14 protein-coding genes are annotated in these 15306 nt (G+C 69.3%); 4 read left to right on the forward strand and 10 right to left on the reverse strand.

What is annotated here, in order from left to right; genetic code table 11:
• The first annotated feature begins 1 nt into the window (after position 1).
• Both ACFWPK_RS14340 and fxsT read left to right on the forward strand, forming a co-directional pair.
• Positions 2–2338: an SAV_2336 N-terminal domain-related protein gene (locus ACFWPK_RS14340; protein ID WP_378915480.1), complete on the forward strand. Its 2337-nt coding sequence runs from the start codon at positions 2–4 to the stop codon at positions 2336–2338.
• An 88-nt stretch (positions 2339–2426) separates the two neighbouring features.
• Positions 2427–5420 (forward strand): FxSxx-COOH system tetratricopeptide repeat protein, encoded by a 2994-nt coding sequence (fxsT, locus tag ACFWPK_RS14345; protein WP_378915482.1) that lies wholly within the window; start codon positions 2427–2429, stop codon positions 5418–5420.
• A gap of 4 nt (positions 5421–5424) precedes the next feature.
• Here the strand turns inward: fxsT and ACFWPK_RS14350 are convergent, their stop codons facing one another.
• From ACFWPK_RS14350 to ACFWPK_RS14395, 10 genes are all read right to left on the reverse strand, one after another.
• Complete coding sequence (locus ACFWPK_RS14350; RefSeq protein WP_378915657.1) at positions 5425–6255, reverse strand: putative RNA methyltransferase; 831 nt, start codon at positions 6253–6255, stop codon at positions 5425–5427.
• A complete protein-coding gene (locus tag ACFWPK_RS14355; RefSeq protein ID WP_011211259.1) occupies positions 6252–6419 on the reverse strand; it encodes a DUF3117 domain-containing protein in 168 nt (55 codons plus the stop codon). Before ACFWPK_RS14355 ends, ACFWPK_RS14350 begins: the two co-directional genes overlap by 4 nt.
• 106 nt (positions 6420–6525) lie before the next feature.
• Complete coding sequence (locus ACFWPK_RS14360; protein WP_378915484.1) at positions 6526–7158, reverse strand: DNA-3-methyladenine glycosylase I; 633 nt, start codon at positions 7156–7158, stop codon at positions 6526–6528.
• Entirely contained in the window at positions 7155–7475 is a 321-nt protein-coding gene (locus ACFWPK_RS14365; protein WP_378915485.1) for a DivIVA domain-containing protein, read from the reverse strand. The genes ACFWPK_RS14360 and ACFWPK_RS14365 overlap by 4 nt, the downstream gene beginning before the upstream one ends.
• A gap of 119 nt (positions 7476–7594) precedes the next feature.
• Positions 7595–8731, reverse strand: coding sequence for an Mrp/NBP35 family ATP-binding protein (locus ACFWPK_RS14370; RefSeq protein ID WP_378915487.1), 1137 nt, complete (start codon positions 8729–8731; stop codon positions 7595–7597).
• A 64-nt stretch (positions 8732–8795) separates the two neighbouring features.
• The gene (locus ACFWPK_RS14375; protein WP_378915488.1) at positions 8796–9371 is read right to left on the reverse strand and encodes a hypothetical protein; all 576 of its coding nucleotides are present in this window, start codon (positions 9369–9371) and stop codon (positions 8796–8798) included.
• Positions 9372–9455: 84 nt separating this feature from the next.
• On the reverse strand, positions 9456–10319 hold the full coding sequence (locus tag ACFWPK_RS14380; RefSeq protein ID WP_378915489.1) for a lytic transglycosylase domain-containing protein: 864 nt from the start codon (positions 10317–10319) through the stop codon (positions 9456–9458).
• 96 nt (positions 10320–10415) lie between these two features.
• Complete coding sequence (locus ACFWPK_RS14385) at positions 10416–11720, reverse strand: lytic murein transglycosylase (RefSeq protein WP_378915490.1); 1305 nt, start codon at positions 11718–11720, stop codon at positions 10416–10418.
• A 180-nt stretch (positions 11721–11900) separates the two neighbouring features.
• A complete protein-coding gene (locus ACFWPK_RS14390) occupies positions 11901–12491 on the reverse strand; it encodes a DUF1003 domain-containing protein (protein ID WP_378915492.1) in 591 nt (196 codons plus the stop codon).
• Positions 12488–13795, reverse strand: coding sequence for a magnesium transporter MgtE N-terminal domain-containing protein (locus ACFWPK_RS14395; protein WP_378915493.1), 1308 nt, complete (start codon positions 13793–13795; stop codon positions 12488–12490). Before ACFWPK_RS14395 ends, ACFWPK_RS14390 begins: the two co-directional genes overlap by 4 nt.
• Before the next feature lie 52 nt (positions 13796–13847).
• Between ACFWPK_RS14395 and ACFWPK_RS14400 the strand changes: the two genes are divergently transcribed.
• Both ACFWPK_RS14400 and ACFWPK_RS14405 read left to right on the forward strand, forming a co-directional pair.
• Positions 13848–14795, forward strand: coding sequence for an HpcH/HpaI aldolase/citrate lyase family protein (locus ACFWPK_RS14400; RefSeq protein WP_378915659.1), 948 nt, complete (start codon positions 13848–13850; stop codon positions 14793–14795).
• 12 nt (positions 14796–14807) lie between these two features.
• A complete protein-coding gene (locus ACFWPK_RS14405) occupies positions 14808–15302 on the forward strand; it encodes a general stress protein (RefSeq protein WP_056813349.1) in 495 nt (164 codons plus the stop codon).
• The last annotated feature ends 4 nt before the right edge of the window (positions 15303–15306 follow it).

Below are 15306 nucleotides of genomic sequence, written 5' to 3' on the forward strand. Positions count from 1 at the left end.
CATGTCCAAGCTGGGCGAGTTCGTAGCGGCTGTCGACCCGCTGGCGCTCGACGCGCCCGCGATGGCCGACGCGCTCTGGCTGGCAGCGCACATCACCGAGCAGCAAGCAGATCCCGCCGCAGCGGAGCGGTACGCCGAGCATCGCACCGATGCGGTCGCCCACCATGATCCGGCCGTCGCGGCCGAGGGCGCACCGGAGCGGGGCGTGCCGGTCGATGTGCACCGGCCCGCGCAGTCACCGAGCGCCGCCGCGCGCGAGGATCGTCCGGTCCGGCTGGTGGCGCCGCGTGCGCTGGCGGGTTGGCGCACGGTGCTGCGCGAACTGCGCCCGGTCACCCGGCGGATCCCCGGTCGGCGGGAGAGCTTCGACGAGGCGGCCTCGGCGGAGCGCAGTGCGCGGATCGGCAGGCCGTGGGCGGTGACCGGGCCGCGGCCGGGCCGCGAACGCGACGCGGTCCTTGTCCTGGATCTGAACTCGGCGATGGTCGTGTGGAGCAGGCTGGCCGAGGAAGCGCGGGCGTTGCTGGAGTCGGCGGGATTCCGCACGTTCACCGTGCGATTCATGGCCGAGCGTGCGGACGGCGCGTTGCGGTTGTCGACCCGGCCGCAGCAGGAGCCGCGACAGCCACTGAGCGACCTGCGCGACCCGTCGGGGCGCCGGGTCGTCTTCGTGCTCAGCGCCTGTCTCGGCGATACGTGGGCGCGCGGAACCGGCGCCGCGCAGCTGGCGGCGCTGGCCAGGTTCTCACCGGTGGTGCTGTTGCAGCCATTGCCGAACTTTCTGTGGCGGCGGACCGGTCTGGATTGGGAGAGAGGACGAATCGCCTCGGTGATCCAGGCAAGCCCATCGCCGCTGCGCGTCGTCGCCGGCACCGACCCTGCGCTGCACCCGATTCCGGTCCTCGAGCTGAGTCCTGGCTGGTTCGGGCCATGGGCACAGGTGCTGGCGGGCGACCGGCTCTCGGCCGAATATCCGCTGCTGCACACGCCGTCGGTGCACGCGGAGCCGCCGCCGCTGGGCCGGCGCCAAGACGACGAACTCGGCGCGAACCCGGTCGAACGGGTCCGCCGCTTCCGGGCCGGATCGTCGCCGGAGGCGTTCCGGCTCGCGGCCGGGCTCGCCCAATTTCCGTTGCGGCTACCCATCATTCGGCTGGTCCAGCAGGTGCTGCTGCCGGGCAGCGGGTCGAGCATCCTGGCCGAAGTGCTCGCGGGCGGGTTGATCCTGGATGCCGTGCCCGGACTGGCGCCCTACGGCGTGCCCGAGGACAGTCGCGCGTTCGAGTTCCGGCCCGGCGTGGCCGATGTGCTGCGGGCGGCGATGCCGCGCAGCGAGGTGCTGCGGGTGCGGGCCGCCGTGTCGGACCACCTGTGCGCGCACTACGACGTGCCGGGCGTGGTGTTCCGGGCGACACTGTCGTATACCGGCGCGGGCGAGGGTTTCGCCTATCTGTCACCGGAGGTCCTGCGCATGCTGGCCCCGCACTACGCGGCCGAGGACGCGGCTGTCGACGTGGACGCCGGAGATCGGCTGATCGAGGCGGCCGCGGCGGCGGTGCGGTCCGGAAACCGGGCGGCAGCGGTGTCGGCGCACCGGATCGCGCTGGCCGCGCTGCCCGTGCGGCACCCGTCGCGGATCTCGCTGCTCGACACCTTGAGCGCGCTGCTGGCCACCGACAGCGACAGCGCCGACGCGCTCGACGAGGCGATCGGGGTGGCGAAGCTGGCGATCGGCGAAGCCGACGACGATGATCCGGCGCGCCTTGCCGCGCTGGGCGACCTCCTGGTGCAACGGTATTCGCGGTTCGGCGGGCTCGACCATCTCGCCGACGCCACCCGGCTGCTGCGGGCCGCCTACGAATCCGCCGACCCCGCCGACGAGGGATATGCCCGGCTGATCGATCGGCTGGCCGAGGCGACCATCCTGCGCTGCCTCGCGACCGAGGAAGCGATCTTCGGCTGGGACGCGATCGACCTCTACGAGAACGCACTGGAGACAACCGATTCCGACGAGCGGCGCCGCACCGTCCAGCTCGAGCTGGCCAAGGCGCAGCTGGTGACGGCGACCGTGTCGGCCTACCCGGATGCCGAGGTGCCCGAGCAGGTCATCGCCCTGTTCCTGGCCGCCACCGCCGAATCCTCGGCGACGGTCACCGATCCGGCTTTCGAGATCGCGCTCCGAGCCGCGGTAGCCGCCGCGATCACCGCGATCGGCGCCGGGAAACTCGCACCACGGCACGCGGATTCGCTGGTGTCGATCCTGGCAGGCAGCGCGGTACCGGTACCGACCGAGGTGATATCGCAGTTGCGCGCCGCCCGGCCGAGCGGCGCGCGGTGACAGCCGCCGCGGCATGGCCCCGGGTCCGCACCGCACTGCATGTACTGGTGGTGGCGGTCGGGGTCGCCGCGGCGGGGAAGGAGTGACTGTGCCGATCACGCTCGTCCACGTCGCCAAGGACTCGGTGTGGGTGCGTTGGCTGCGCCAGGAGTGGATCGACCGGCTGGCGGTCACTCGGATGGTGCCTGGCATCGAAGTCGCCGATGTGGTGCCACCGGCGGGGGATCTGATCGTCATCGTCAGCGAGGTACTGCTGGCGGTGTGGGGCAGGGAGTCGTCGAACTGGGCCGATCTGGTCGCCGCCGATCGCGCGATCACGGTGTGCCTGAGGGGGATCGACGCGGCGGCGCTGCCTGCGGCGCTGGCGAGCCTGCCGCTGGTCGACCTGGCCGCGGACGAGGATCATGTCCGCGCGCGGCTCGGACTCCCGCCCGCCACGGGCGCGCTGCCGTTGCGCGGGGACCGGGTCCGATTCCCCGGGCCGACGGCGGGTGCGCCGAAGGTGGTGCCCGAGTCGCTCACCGAACCGCGCTGGTTCTACGGGCGCTACGGCGAACTGGACGCCATCCGGGCCGGACTGGCCGTCACCGGGGCGGTGGTCCTGGTCGGTACCACCGCGTCGGGCAAGACCTCGCTGGCCAAGACCTACCTCGACCGGCACCGCTCGCAGTACGACCTGATCGCCTGGGTGAACGCGGGGAATCCGACGACGCTGCGCCATGACCTCGTCCGTCTCGCCGGGCCGCTCGGGCTCGAGAATGTCGTCGGAAATCAAGACGCGCATCGGCTGGTCGTACAGCATCTCGTCCAGATGCCGCAGCGCTTCCTGCTCGTCTACGACGACGCGCGCCCCGATTCGGCAGGCGATCGACAGGCGGTGGGCTCCAAGCCCGCGCCGCTGGCCGAAGTCGTCCCGTGGGGCGGCAACGGGCACATTCTGTTCACCTCGAAAGTCCAGCGCTGGCAGGGGCCCCACACCGTCACGGTCCCGCTGTTCACCGACGACGACGGCGCCCGATTCCTCAGCTATCACGTGCCCGAACTGGCCCACGACCTGATCGAACTAGCGGTGGAGGAGTCGGCGGGCAGTCCGCTGCTGCTGCACACGATGGCCCGCCGCGGCCGCGAGGACGTGGCCCGTCTCGCCGCCGACCTCCGCGAGAAGGCCTTCACCGCACCGACATTCATGCTCGACAAAGCCGATGCCCGCGAATACCGCGCGGTACAGCGGATACTCGGCAACTCGTTGCGCAGGCTCATCGACGCACCCGCCGGATCCGACGAGCGCGCCGCAGGCTACCTGCTGCGACTACTCGCCTACTTCGCGCCGAACATGCCGATCCCGCTGGTCCTGCTCGAGGCAGAGCCCGACGGTGTCCCCGTTGCCGACACCGTCGATCCGGGCTGGCAGGCCACGGTCCGCCGCAGCCTGCGCGACGAGGACCGGCGCACGCGGTTGCTCGAACTCATCCGCACCGAATCGCTCGCCGACACGCTCACCTTGACGACCCCGGTCGCTGTCGCGGCGACCGGGGTGGTGCTGCACTCGGTCATCACCATGGGTATCCAGGTCAATCTGTCCGACAGCCGCGTGCAGAGCATCCGGCACGAAGCCCATCGCATCCTGTGTGCCGCCGACCCGCGCCGCCCCGACCTCCCTGAACACTGGGAGCGCTACCACTGGCTGTGGCGCCAGCTCGATCCGAGCGGCGCGCTGGCCTGCGACCGGCTCGGCGATCCGCGGCACTCCTGCGGTGGCTTGCTCGGCATGACCGGTCACATCGTGCAGGCGTTGCGCAACCGCAGCGAGCTCACCGCGTCGGCCGCGCTCGGCGAGCGCGCCACCGACGCGTGGGCACCGCATCTGGGTGCGGACCATATCGGGATCGTCCGGCTGCGCACCACCACCGGCGATGTGCTGTGGCAGATGGACCGCTGGGAACAGGCACACGAGATCGCGCGGCGGGCACTGGCGGGGGTCGCGCCGAACCGGGACCGATATCCCGAGGAGTACACCGCGGCCTCGGATCTGATCGCGGCCTGTCTTCGCTCGTCCGGGGACTGGGCCGGATCGGTGGGCTACAACGAGGCCTCCTACGCGACGGTGCGCGCGGTCCTCGGGCCGGAGCATCGCGAGACCTTGCGCGCTCAGCACAATTTCGCGGTCGCGGTGCGCATGATGGGCCGCTTCGCCGAGGCGCTCGAGCTCGACAGCGCCGTCTACGCGAGCAGGCGCGGTGATCCCGACGACGAGGACCAGATCTTCGCGCTGCACTCACGCAACAATGTCGCCCGCGATCTGCGCGAACTCGGCCGCTACACCGAATCGGTGCGGGTTCAGGAGGAGGTGGTGCGCGACATGCTCACCCTGCTCGGTGACCCGCGTCAGCAGCACGTGCTGCGGGCGGAGAAGAACCTGGCCGTCTCCTACCGCAAGGCGGGCAGCTTCGCCGACGGCTACCGGTTGCAGCTGCGTGCCCTCGACCACCACGTCGCGGTGTACGGGCCCGACCACCCCGAATCGGTGGCGGCGCGCACCAACCTGGCCAACGACTGCCGCCTGCTCGACCGGCACGACGAGGCGCTCGAACTGGCCGAGGAGGCCTATCAGCGGTGCGCCGCCGTGCGCCCCGCCCATCCCTATACCGCCGCCTGCGCGGTGAACTTCGCGGCAGCACTGCGCACCGGCGGCGATTTCACCGACGCGCTGGACCTGGACCGGCAGGCCGTGCGGATCTTCACCGATCGTCTCGGCGCGGCCCACCCGTACACCCTCGCGGCCGGTAGCGGCATCGCAGCGGATCTGGCCGGGCTGGGCGAGTACGCCGAGGCGGTCGAGATCGGCGCGGTGGTGCTCGACCGGTCGACCGAGGCGCGCGGCGCCGACCACCCGTACACCCTGCAGGTGGCGATCAACTACGCGCTGGACCTGCGGGCGCTGGGCCGGGTCACCGAAGCGGACGGTTTCGAGGCCGACGCACTGGGCAGATATCGCGCGACCCTTGGGCCGGATCATCCGGACACGGTGCAGGCGACACAGCGGCGGCGCGGCACCTGCGATGTCGAACCGCCGCCGATGTAGCCGCTCAGGAAATCGGGAGATAGGTCGACACGGTGACCGAGGCCGTCACCTCGGTGATCTCGGGTAGGGCCGCGATGCGTGGATCGTCGGCGGGGGTGCCGTGGAAGGCCGACGGGCCCATCGCCACGACATTGGTGACGTCAGGGCGGGACAGCTTCATCGGGAACTCGACGGCGGTGTGCTCGGCGCGGGTGAAGGTGCCTGCCAGTGAGTCGGCCAGGCGGCGGTCCTTGTCGGGGTCGACGCTGACCATGCCGAGAGGGCCGATCAGTTCGCCGAGATGACGAGCAGTGGGCGCGACGACGACGAAGCGTCCGCCCGGCGCGAGGACGCGGGCGACTTCGGCGGGGTTGCGCGGGGCGAAGACCGAGAGCACGCCGGTGATGGCGTCGTCGCGCACCGGCAGGCCGCGCCAGGCGTCGGCCAATACGGAGGCCATGCGGGGGTGCGCGCGGGCGGCTCGGCGGGCGGCGTGCTTCGCGACATCCAAGGCGATGCCGAGGGCACCGGGATTCGCGTCGAGTACATCGGCGAGGTAGTAGCCCGTACCCGCGCCGATTTCGAGCACCGTCGGATCGGTGTCGAGGGCACGGGCGATCGCCGCGGCGATCGGGGCGAAATGGCCCGCACCCTGAAAAGCGGCGCGGGCGTCGAGCATGTCGGCGGTATCGCCGGTCATCTTCGTCGATGCGCCGGTCAGCAGCCCGACATAACCCTGGCGGGCGATGTCGAAGCTGTGGCCGGTACCGCATCGCAGCGCACGATCGTGCGGTTGCAGTGCATCGCCGCACTCCGGGCAGGCCAGAAGTACGGCGACCTCGGTCAGCGCATTCAGCTGGTGACGCTCTTCAGTTCGTCACCGAGCGCCGCAGCCTCGTCCGGTGTGAGTTCGACGACCAGACGCCCGCCACCCTCGAGTGGAACCCGCATGACGATTCCACGACCTTCCTTGGTTGCTTCGAGGGGACCGTCCCCGGTACGGGGCTTCATGGCCGCCATCCTCTGCTCCCTCCAGATCTGCGCGGTGGTTCTGCGCACTGTTTTCTCGTCTGCCGGTTGTCGCCAACCAGCGGGCTCGCCGGGTGTTCGGCGGGCCACACCGGTCCTATTCTTCCCTATTGCCGTCGCGGGCGGACACCTGAGTGCGAAATGTGACTGCTGAGTCGGTTCCGTTCGGTACCGCGGTCACCCAGCAAACATCCAGGTGATCGTCCACCATGCCGGTTGCCTGCATGAGGGCATACGCCGTCGTCGGGCCGACGAAAGCGAACCCGCGACGCTTCAATTCCTTTGCCAGAGCAACGGATTCGGGTGTGGTGGCGGGCACATTCGCGATCGAGGTGGGCCGTGGGCGTGGCGCGGGTGCGAACGACCACACCAGCTCGTCGAGGCTCACCGGCAGGTCGCGAGCAACTCGGGCGTTGTTGATCACCGCGTCGATCTTGGCGCGGTTGCGCACGATGCCGACGTCGGCCAGCAGCCGCGCGCGGTCGTGATCACCGAATTCGGCGACCTTCGCGATCTCGAAACCGGCGAACGCGGTGCGGAACGCCGGTCGCTTACGAAGAACGGTGATCCAGGCCAGCCCGGACTGGAAGGCTTCGAGGCAGAGCCGTTCGAACATGGCGTCGTCGCCGTGCAGGGGCCTGCCCCACTCGGTGTCGTGGTAATCGCGATACAGCTGTGAGCCGGTCGACCAGTCGCAGCGCACGAGGCCGTCGTCGGCGAGCTCGCTCACCCGCGATCCTGGCCCGCCGCCACCTGCGCCTGCCACTGCCGAGCCTGCGCCAGCTCGAACTCGAGTTCATCGATCCGCTCGGCCAGCCTGCTCAGCGCCCAGTCGACCTCACCGGCCTTGTACCCGCGCACCACCTGCTGGAACCGCAATGCCCGCACATCGGCCCCCGTGACGCCGTCGGCGGGCAGCACGGTAGCGGTGGTCCCCTCGGGCAACGGCCCGAGCTCCTCGGACCGCCCGAATACCGCACTGGCGACGAGAAACAGCATCGCCGCGACCAACCCGACGATGAGCACGTATAGAAGCAGTGTCAGCATGAAGCTCCCCCGCCTCTCCGGGAATTCAGGCCGGATTCGTGCACGGACTTGCGCACCGTTGGCGGCCGACGGTTCTCGAGGTGATCAGGTTTGCCCGTACCCGGTGAGTTACCCATGTTCTACAGATGCCGAGTGGTGTCGATTCCCAGCGACATGCCTGCCAATCCGCGCTTGCGGACGGCGAGTTTGTCGGCGATACCGAGCAGGGCGACGGCGGCGGGGTTCTCCGGGTCGGAGAGCACGATCGGGTTGCCGTCGTCGCCGCCTTCGCGCAGGGCCTGCTCGATCGGGACCTGGCCGAGCAGCGGCACATTCGAGCCGACGGCGCGGGTGAGGCGGTCGGCGACGACCTGGCCGCCGCCGGAGCCGTAGAGCTCCATGCGTGAACCATCCGGCAGGTCGAGCCAGGACATGTTCTCCACGACCCCGGCGATGCGCTGGCGGGTCTGCAGGGCGATCGCACCCGCACGCTCGGCCACCTCGGCGGCGGCGATCTGCGGGGTGGTCACGACCAGGATCTCGGCGCTCGGGATGAGCTGGGCGAGGGAGATCGCGACGTCGCCGGTGCCGGGCGGCAGGTCGAGCAGCAGCACGTCCAGGTCGCCCCAGAACACGTCGGCGAGGAACTGCTGCAGCGCGCGGTGCAGCATCGGACCGCGCCACACCACCGGGGTATTGCCCTGGGTGAACTGCGCGATCGAGATCATCTTCACGTCGTGCGCGACGGGCGGCATGATCATCCGCTCGACCTGCGTGGGCTTGGCGTCGGAGCCGAGCATGCGCGGGATGGAGTGGCCGTAGATATCGGCGTCGAGCACACCGACCGACAGCCCGCGCTGGGCCAGCGCCACGGCGAGGTTGGCGGTGACGCTGGACTTGCCGACGCCACCCTTGCCGGAAGCCACCGCGTAGACACGGGTCAGCGAGCCGGGCTGGGCGAACGGGATGACCGGCTCGGCCGAATCGCCACGCAGCGACTTGCGCAGCTCGGTGCGCTGCTCATCGCTCATCACATCGAGGTCGACGGTCACCGCGCCCGCTCCGTTGACGTCCGCGACGGCCTTGGTGACCCGCTGAATGATCTCGGTCCGCAGCGGGCACCCGGAGGTGGTCAGGTAGATCTCGATGTGCACATCACCGCTGTCGGCGATGGCGATGGACTTGACCATCCCCAACTCGGTGATCGGTTTGCGGATCTCCGGGTCGTCGACCTTCGCGAGCGCCGCCCGCACATCCGCTTCCGTAATCACTGCCATACGCCCGATGTTATCCCCCCAGCGATAACGAGCCATTCGGGGATTCGAAGACGGTCCCGAGACTTCAGCGGGTACCCGCCCGGTTCTGCTCGACCGCCGCCACGAAATCCGGGTGTGCGGAAACGATCAGCTGGTCGGCTGTGTCGTTCATCCACACATCGGCGAAATACCCGGATCGGCTCCAGGCCAGCACCGCCGACAACAACGCGATCGGCATGCACCCAGGGATCACTGCCAATCCCAGCGGTATATAGAACTGCGTGAGCTCGAGTTGTGTGGCCGTGAGAAGGGCGACGATCGTCAGCCCTACCGCGAGCAGCGACAGCGCCGCGATCCACCGGAACCGCCGGACCTCGGCCAGGCAGTATTCGCAGGCCGGACACTGGAACCTGACGCGCGCCTCGGCACTACTCCATCGGCTGGGCGGCATCGAGCTCAGTAGGACCCGCACTGTCGGCATCTCCGAATTCGGCCCGCTGGAATTCACCACGAAGTCACGGCGGTCCACAGCAGGCAGGCCGTGCTCGCTGCACAGCTCGGGCATCGACTCGGTCAGGACCAGCTCCATCGGCGTCGCCGCGTAAATCGGTAGCCAGTCCGGATTGACCTCGGTGTCGAACACCACTTGCTCGCGGGTCACCCCCGCCCCCGCGAGACCGTCATTGCAGCCACCCCCGCTGCTGGCGTCCGTGGAAATACATTCGTCCCCCTGTCAGCGGCGACGCTAGTGGATCCGGGGGAGGTCTTGCGGCTTGGGGGCGAGGCCGCTGGAGTACGAACCCGACCAGGCCATCACGTTGGCGACGTAGGCCATCGAGTTGTTGTAGCGCAGGATCGCCTTCGACTGCTGGGAGAGATCGCGCATGTTCAGGCCGCCGTCGCACAGGTAGCGGCCCGCGGTGAGGGCCGCGTCGAAGAGGTTCTGGGGGTCGGCGATGCCGTCGGCGTTGCCGTCGGCGGCGTAGCGGTGCCAGGTTTCGGGCAGGAACTGCATCGGGCCGATGGCGCGGTCGTAGCCGCCGAGGCCGTCGAGCTCGCCGTCGTCGCTGTCGTGGATGACATTGTTGCCAGAGAGGCTGCCGTCGAGGACTGGTCCGTAGACCGCCTTGATCGGATTGCCCTGCGCGTCGGCTTTGCCGTAGGCGTGGGTGGATTCGACGCGGCCGATGCCCGCCAGCAGCGACCAGGACATTCCGCAGTGCGGATTCTCCACGGCCAGTTGCTGTTCGGCGGTCTGATAGGCGGCCACGGCGATGCCGGGAATGCCGAGCGGACCCGCGGGCATATCGGCGGACGAGCGATCACCCGACAGCGCAACGGTTTTCACGACCGGCGTGGCCGAGGCCGACTGGCGCGCTTCCGCGTGTACGACCTCGGCGAAATCGGCCTGCGGCGCCGCGACCAGCTCGGCCGTCGCCTCCGGCTCGGCGCCGGGCAGCAGGTCGTGCTCGACAGCTGCGTTGGTTGCTGTGGTCGCCTCGGTGGCGGCCGCGGTAACGGCTACCAATCCGGCGGGGACCAAACCGGTCAATGCGATGAGCGAGCTACGCCGAACCGTCGTAGCAGGCTGTTTCCGATGACGACCCACTGTGTGGTGCCCTCCTCAACCGTGTTGGATGAGAAGAGATTACCGCACCCGAGACCTTTTTGTTACCCCTCTGTGATCTGAGTTTCGGTTTGATTTCTACGGAGCCGGTGCGGGGGCGGGCGGCAGCGGGATGACGATGCCGAACGGCAGCGTGATGCCGGGTTGCTGGGTCGGCGCCACCGGTGCGGGCTCGGCGGGTGCGGGTTCCTCGGCGGGCGCGACACCTGGTTCCGGTGTCTTCTCCGGCGTGACGGGTGCGGGCTTCTCGGTGGGCTCGGCGGCGGCCGGGGCGCACGCGGCGGGTTCGACCACCGGCTGCTCGGGCACGGCCGGATCCTTGGGCGCCGCGGCGCCGTAGGTCTGCTGGGCCGGCTTGTCGACGGGCCGCGGTGCGGGTTCGAGCGGGTTCGGCATCTGCGCGGGCACCGGCTCGCTCACACAGGTTTCGGGCGGCGCGACCGGCGCCGGGCAGAAGATGCCACACGGGATCGGCGGCAGACCGGGCAGCGTGATCATCACCTGGGTCGGCGTGGTGACCTTCGGCGTGGTCGGGGTGGTCGGCGTGGGCGTGGTGGAGGGGGTGTTGGTCGACGCGGCCAGCACATTGGGCGCCACCAGCGGACCACTGCCCGGCGGGATGATCTCCGGCGAGATGGCCACCTGGCTCGGTGCGCCGCCGGTGCGATACGCCGCCGACCAGCTCAGCACATTGGCCGCGTAGGACATGGAGTTGTTGTAGCGCAGTACCGCTCGCAGTTCCTGGGCGGCCTCGCGCAGGTTCATGCCACCCGAGCAGAGGTACTTGCCCGCGGCCAGGGCGGCGTCGAAGACATTGTGCGGGTCCGAGGCGCCGTCGCCGTTGCCGTCGGCGGCGTAGTGCACCCAGGTGCTCGGCAGGAACTGCATGGGACCCATCGCCCGCACGAATCCGCCGTCGGCTTCCTTGATGATCTCGTTGCCGGGCAACGTGCCGTCGAGGGCGGGCCCGAAGATCGGCGTCGTGGTCGTGCCCGCGGGGTCGGTGCGGCCGCTGCTGGCGTGCCCGGATTCGATCCGGCCGATACCCGCGAGCAGGTTCCAGGTGAGCCCGCAGCCCGGCTGCGCCGATTCCAGGGCCAGTTCGGCATTGCGGTAGGCGGCGAGCACGATCTCCGGGATGCCGAGTGCGCCGCTGCCGATGGGTAGCGAAATGCTCTGTAGCGGAACGGTCCCCGCGAAGGGCGCGGCGCTGTTGGCGTTCGGCGAGAGGGCACGCAACCTGCGGGGTGCCTCCTGCGCGATCGGTAGCAGGCCGACGACCTCGGACGGATCGACTTCGGGCGTGTCCTCGGCCGTGCTCGCGGTGGCGGCCAGCAGGGCCTCCGGTGCGGTCGGCGCGGTGCTCGAGTCGCTGGTGTTCACCCCCGATCCCGAGGCGACGAGACCTGCGACTACAAGGGCCGACATCGTTATCGGAGCTGAGATTCGCACGGCCACACCCTTTTCGTCGAAAAGCAGCGAGCCGCAGAGTCCCCCTCCGGCCCGCCCGGAACAACGTGATCCAGGTTACCTACCGGTCAGGAAGTTGTTGAGCATTTCCGGTCATACGTCTGGAGCACCAGGCGAAATCGGGGCGGAAGAGGGCGTTTGACCGGAGGTTTTCTTGCGGACCGCTTTCCGCTTTTTGTCCGTCTTCGGCGCGCCGTCGGGCGTGGTGACCGCGTCGATGCGGTCGAGCATGTCTTTGATCTCCTCCAGTTCCCGGCGCAGGTAGTCGCGGGTGGCGACCTCGCCGACCGCGAGGCGCAGCGAGGCGAGCTCGCGGGCGAGGAACTCGGTATCGGCCTTGGTCTGCGCGGCCCTGGTCCGGTCCTCTTCGAGGGAGACCTTGTCCCTGTTGTCCTGGCGGTTCTGCGCCAGCAGGATCAGCGGCGCCGCATAGGCGGCCTGGGTGGAAAAGGCCAGGTTGAGCAGGATGAACGGGTACGGATCCCAGCGCAGCCACACCACGAACACATTGAGCACGATCCACACGATGACGATCAGCGTCTGGATCGCCAGATAGCGTCCGGTGCCGAGGAACCGCGCGACCCGCTCGCTGCTGCGGGCGAACGCGTCGGAGTCCCAGTCGAAACTGAACCGCGACCCGACCGGGGTCTCCAGTCGCTGCCTGGCCGGATTCTTCTCACTCACGCCGAACTCCCGTGCACCAGACTCTCATCCACCCGGCCGAGCGCCGGTGGTTCCTCTTCCCGCCAGTCCTCTGGCAGCAGATGGTCGAGGACATCGTCGACGGTCACCGCGCCGAGCAGGTGATTCTCCGCGTCGACCACCGGCCCGCACACCAGGTTGTAGGTGGCGAAATAGCGGGTCACCGCCGAGAGCGGCAGATCGGGTGACAGCGGCGCCAGATCACTGTCGACGATCCCGCCCACCAGATGCGCGGGCGGTTCCCGCAGCAACTGCTGAATGTGCACGCAGCCCAGGTAGCGGCCGGTCGGGGTGGCCGTCGGCGGTCGCACGACGAAGGCCATCGAGGCCAGCGCGGGCGTGAGGTCGGGGTCGCGGACCCGAGCCAGCGCCTCGGCCACCGTTGTCGCGGGCCCGAGGACGATCGGTTTCGGCGTCATCAGACCGCCCGCGGTGTCGGGGGAGTGCGCGAGCAATCGGCGCACCGGCTCGGATTCCTCGGGATCCATCAGGGCCAGCAGCGATTCGGCTTCGCTCTCCGGCAGCTCGCCGAGCAGGTCGGCGGCGTCGTCGGGGTCCATCGCCTCGAGCACGTCGGCGGCGCGGCGCACCTCGAGATGGCCGAGCAGGTCCACTTGGTCGTCGTCGGGCAGTTCCTGGACCACGTCGGCGAGGCGTTCGTCGTCGAGGGCGATCGCCACCTCGATGCGACGTTTCTCCGGCAGCTCACGCAACCGATGCGCGACATCGGCCGCGCGCAGCCCCTCGAACTGGGTGAGCAGGGTCGTCACGTCCTGGCCCGGCCGGTCCACCTCGGCCGGGGTGAGCCCGTCGACCTGCGACCACTCCACGACGTGCACCGCGCGCCTGCGCCCGATCCGCCGATGCCCGCGCACCGCGACCCGGCTGACGATCCAATCCCGTGTCCTGGTCTGCTCCATCCCCAGATCGGCGACGAGCACATCGACGTCGGCCAGATCCGGCAGATCGGGGTCGTTCACCCGCACCTGCGAATCCACGATCTGCGCCAGGGCGAGGAGTTCACCCACGCGCTGGGCGAACCGGCGCAGGCTCACAGTCCCGGTATTGAGCGTGACCATGCCGGGTTCGATCGCGGTGACTCGCAGCATCGGCACGAAAATTCGTCGCCGGGTGAGCAATTCGACGACGAGCCCGTGCACGCGCGGCGGCTGGCGCCCGTGCCGGACGGCGACGACCACGTCGCGGACCCGGCCGATAGACTCCCCGTCCGGACCCAGCACCGTCAGGCCGGCGAGCCGGGCGACATACACCCTGGTGGTTGCCATGACCATCAGGTTATCGGTCGGGTACGGCCGCATCAGTCAGGAGGCGCTCCTCATGAAGCCACGTCGTTCGGTGCTCGCTGTACCGGGAAGCAATCCGAAGATGATCGCCAAGGCGAAGACTCTGCCGGTGGACGAGGTGTTCCTCGATCTGGAGGACGCGGTCGCCCCCGGCGCCAAGGCCGCCGCGCGGGCGAACATCGTCGCCGCGCTGAACGAACCCGGCTGGGGTGCGCAGTTGCGGGTGGTCCGGGTCAACGACTGGTCCACCGAATGGACCTTCGCCGATGTGATCAGCGTGGTCGAGGGCGCGGGCAGCTGGCTCGACGCGATCCTGCTGCCCAAGGTCACCGATGCGGGTCAGGTGCAGGCCCTCGATCTGCTGCTGACCCAGCTGGAGAAGGCCGGCGGCCTCGAGGTCGGGCGGATCGGCATCGAACCGCAGATCGAGAACGCGCTCGGCCTGCGCAATATCGATGCGATCGCCACCGCGAGCCCGCGCGTGCAGACGCTGGTGTTCGGGCCCGCCGATTTCATGGCCAGCATCAATATGCGCACGCTGGTGGTCGGCGAGCAGCCGGAGGGTTACGACGTCGGCGACGCCTACCACCACATCCTGATGACGATCCTGCTCGCCGCCCGAGCACACGGTTTGCAGGCGATCGACGGCCCCTACCTGCAGATTCGCGATATCGACGGTTTCCGCCGGGCCGCGGGCCGTACGGCCGCACTGGGTTTCGACGGCAAGTGGGTGCTCCATCCCGGCCAGGTGGACGCGGCCAACGAGATCTTCAGCCCACGCCAAGCCGACTACGACCGCGCCGAATTGATCCTGGAGACCTACGCCTTCCACACCTCCGAGGCAGGTGGCGCGCGCGGAGCTGTCATGTTGGGAGATGAGATGATCGACGAAGCAAGCGCCAAAATGGCTCAGGTGGTAGCGGATAAGGGTCGAGCGGCCGGGATGACGCGTTTCATCGCGGCGCAGCCGGTCCAGGAATAGCAGAATAGGACTATGACGAATCCCTTGGGCAACTCGAATCGCGGGCGGCAGGCGTTGCCGACGCCGCCGTCGGGCTGGCCGGTCGGCTCCTATCCCACCTACGCCGAGGCGCAGCGTGCGGTCGACTACCTGGCCGACGGGCAGTTCCCGGTGCAGGACGTGACCATCGTCGGTGTCGATCTGATGCAGGTCGAGCGGGTGCTCTACCGGCTGACGTGGGGCAAGGTCATCGGCGGCGGCGTGGTGTCGGGTGCGTGGCTTGGCCTGTTCCTCGGTCTACTGCTGAGCCTGTTCACCACCACCGGTGGCGCGCTCGGACCCCTTGTCGTCGGTCTGCTCGGCGGCATCGTCTTCGGCGTCATCACCACCTCGATCCCGTACGCGGCGACCAAGGGTCAGCGCGATTTCGCCTCGACCATGCAGTTGGTGGCGGGGCGCTACGACGTGCTGTGCGATCCGAAGTCCGCCGAACAAGCCCGCGACATGCTGGCCCGATTGGCCCTGTAGCGCA

The organism is Nocardia sp. NPDC058519 (assembly GCF_042719755.1).
Taxonomy (GTDB): Bacteria; Actinomycetota; Actinomycetes; order Mycobacteriales; family Mycobacteriaceae; genus Nocardia.